This window comes from Brevundimonas sp. (genome assembly GCF_036677305.1).
Lineage (GTDB): Bacteria > Pseudomonadota > Alphaproteobacteria > Caulobacterales > Caulobacteraceae > Brevundimonas.
Map to the genome: position 1 here is coordinate 1 of NZ_JAKFEB010000081.1, position 2,662 is coordinate 2,662.

The following is a 2,662-nucleotide window of genomic DNA, read 5'->3' on the forward strand; positions in this document are numbered from 1 at the left end:
TGCTCGAGGGCTACGAGCCCTGGCCGCACATCAAGGCGCCGGTCGCGATCTGATGTCCCTCGACCTCAAGGGTCTGCAGGCCGACGTCCTGCGCATCTCCGACATCTACGCCGCCGAGCACGGCATCGAACGCTCCGCCGACTGGGCCCTGCTGAAGGTGCAGGAGGAGCTGGGCGAACTGACCGCCGAGCATCTGCGCATGAGCGGCCGGGCGCGCGGAATGGCAGACGCCGGCAAGCTGGGCGACGAGGCGGCGGATGTGCTGGGTATGCTGCTGATCTATTGCGACCGGGCGGGCATCGATCTGGAGACCGCGATGGAAAGGAAGTGGCTGAAATGGCTTCGCGACTGATGTCTTTCGTGTCCGGCCGGCCCGTCGCGGCGGTCTGGTCAGTCCTCGCCGTGTTGTTCTGCATTGGTCTCTATTGGCAATGGCGCAGCTTTGAAGCCCGGCAAGCGGAGTTCCTCCTCTTCCATGCGAGAGTTTCACCGAATTTCCCCGCCGGAGAGCTGGACCAGCTGGCGCCCTCAAGCGACTTCCTCGTGATGTTCGCAGTGATGACCGGGTTCTGGATCGCGGCGGCGTTGATTCAGTGGCGGCAACCCCCGCGCTGAAATCCGGTAATTCCCCGTCCTAGCCCCGTCCCAAGACTCGGCGCACCGTCCCCTCGACCCCGCGACAGGCGGGGCCGTAGCAACGGGGAGGTTGCCATGGTGAACAAGTTCGCGGCCGAGTTTGTCGGCACGCTGGTGCTGGTTCTGTTCGGGTGCGGCGCGGCCGTGCTGGGCGGGTTCGATCATGTGGGCCAGCTGGGCATCGCCCTGGCCTTCGGTTTCGCCATTATCGCCATGGCCTATGGCATCGGTCCGGTGTCGGGCTGCCACGTCAATCCGGCGGTGAGTCTGGCGGCCTTCGTGGCCGGGCGGATGTCGCTGAAGGACATGGGCCTGTACTGGGTCGCGCAATTCCTCGGCGCCGTCGCGGGAGCGGCGCTGATCGGCATGATGGCGAAGACGGGCTTCGCCAACCTGGGCGCCAACGGGTTCGGCGCGGGTTCGCCCGGCGGCTACGGGCTGCACGCCGCAATGATCTTCGAGGTGGTGATGACCGCCATCTTCGTGGTCGTGATCCTCGGCGTCAGCGGCGACCAGAAGCACGGCGCCTTCGCGGGGCTGGCCATCGGCATCACCCTGGCGGTGATCCACATCGTCGGCATCCAGGTGACCGGCGTCTCGGTGAATCCGGCGCGCAGCTTCGGCCCCGCCGTGCTGCAGGGTGGCGAGGCGCTGACCCAGGTCTGGGTATTCTTCGCGGCCCCGGCCGTCGGCGCAGTGCTGGGGGCGCTGCTGTTCCGCTTCAAGGTGCTGGAACCCGTCGTCTGATCGCGTAAGAACGGGCGGCGGCCGCTGCGCCGCCGTCCGCTTCCCTCGAGGTCCCGCTTGCCCCTGCCCCAGCTCGTCCTCGTCGTCGCCCGCGCCCGCAACGGGGTGATCGGCCGTGACGGCGACCTGCCCTGGCGGCTGCGCAGCGACCTGCAGCGGTTCAAGGCCGTCACCCTCGGCAAGCCCTGCATCATGGGCCGCCGGACGTGGGAGAGCCTGCCGCTGAAACCCCTGCCCGGCCGGCTGAACATCATCCTGTCCCGCGACGAATCCTTTGCGGCGCGCGGGGCCCTGGTCTGCACGACCCTGGACGAGGCGATCGAGATCGCGCGCGAGACGGCCGAGGAGGACGGCGTTGACGAGATCTGCGTCATCGGCGGCACGGCGCTGTTCGAGAAGGCCCTGCCGCGGGCGAAACGTCTCTATCTCACCGAGGTCGAGGCCGAGCCCGAGGGCGACGCCGTCTTCCCCGCGTTCGACGAAACGGCCTTTGTCGAAGTATCGTCCGAGGCGCATCCGGCCGGCGAGAAGGACGACCACGCCTTCGTCTTCCGGGTGCTGGAACGACGTTGACGTTGGAGACCGCCATGCTGATCGTGACCACAAACGACATTCCCGGCCACCGGGTCGTGAAGACCCTGGGCGTCGTGCGCGGCATCACCGTGCGCTCGCGCAATGCGATCAGCGACATGGTCGGCGGGGTGCAGTCGATCCTCGGCGGGCGGGTCGGCGTCTATGTGAAACTGGCCGAGACGGCGCGTCAGGAGGCCTATGACGAACTGGTCGCCCATGCGCGCGAAATGGGCGCCAACGCCATCCTGGCCATGCGCTACGACGCCAACGAGATCATGCCGGGGATCACCGAGGTGCTGGCCTATGGCACGGCCGTGGTGGTCGAGCCCGAGGCCTGAGCTCAGCTCAGCGTCGCCATGGCGCTGCGCTCGAAATCCTTCAGTTCATTGAGGCGGCCGTCGCGGATCTTTTCGACCCAGTGAGGGTCGGCCAGCAGGGCGCGGCCGACGGCGACCATGTCGAACTCGTCGCGTTCCAGCCGTTCGATCAGGCCGTCCAGCGAGGCCGGCTTTGACCCTGCGCCGCCGAAGGCCGCGATGAATTCGCCGTCGAGGCCGACCGAGCCGACGGTGATGGTCGGCAGGCCGGTGACCTTCTTCGTCCAACCCGCGAAATTGAGATCCGAACCCTCGAACTCCGGCTCCCAGAAGCGGCGCTGCGAACAGTGGAAGACATCGACGCCGGCCTCGGCCAGCGGGGCCAGCCA

Annotated in this window: 5 protein-coding genes and 1 pseudogene; 5 read left to right on the plus strand and 1 reads right to left on the minus strand. The window is 67.6% G+C overall.

Annotated features, from left to right (window positions below; translation table 11 throughout):
• From V6M42_RS04630 to V6M42_RS04650, 5 genes are all read left to right on the plus strand, one after another.
• The coding region (locus tag V6M42_RS04630) for a hypothetical protein (RefSeq protein WP_332677469.1) at positions 1-352 on the plus strand (352 nt) is incomplete at its 5' end.
• Entirely contained in the window at positions 337-615 is a 279-nt protein-coding gene (locus V6M42_RS04635; RefSeq protein ID WP_332677471.1) for a hypothetical protein, read from the plus strand. The genes V6M42_RS04630 and V6M42_RS04635, both read left to right, overlap by 16 nt.
• Positions 616-711: 96 nt before the next feature.
• A complete protein-coding gene (locus tag V6M42_RS04640; RefSeq protein ID WP_332677473.1) occupies positions 712-1,383 on the plus strand; it encodes an aquaporin in 672 nt (223 codons plus the stop codon).
• Between the two features lie 57 nt (positions 1,384-1,440).
• Positions 1,441-1,956: a dihydrofolate reductase gene (locus tag V6M42_RS04645; RefSeq protein ID WP_332677475.1), complete on the plus strand. Its 516-nt coding sequence runs from the start codon at positions 1,441-1,443 to the stop codon at positions 1,954-1,956.
• A gap of 14 nt (positions 1,957-1,970) precedes the next feature.
• Positions 1,971-2,294, plus strand: a complete 324-nt coding sequence (locus V6M42_RS04650; protein WP_332659574.1) for a YbjQ family protein — start codon at positions 1,971-1,973, stop codon at positions 2,292-2,294.
• Positions 2,295-2,296: 2 nt separating this feature from the next.
• Here V6M42_RS04650 and V6M42_RS04655 read toward each other — a convergent pair.
• Positions 2,297-2,662 (minus strand): annotated as a pseudogene (locus V6M42_RS04655) (12-oxophytodienoate reductase); the annotation flags it as partial.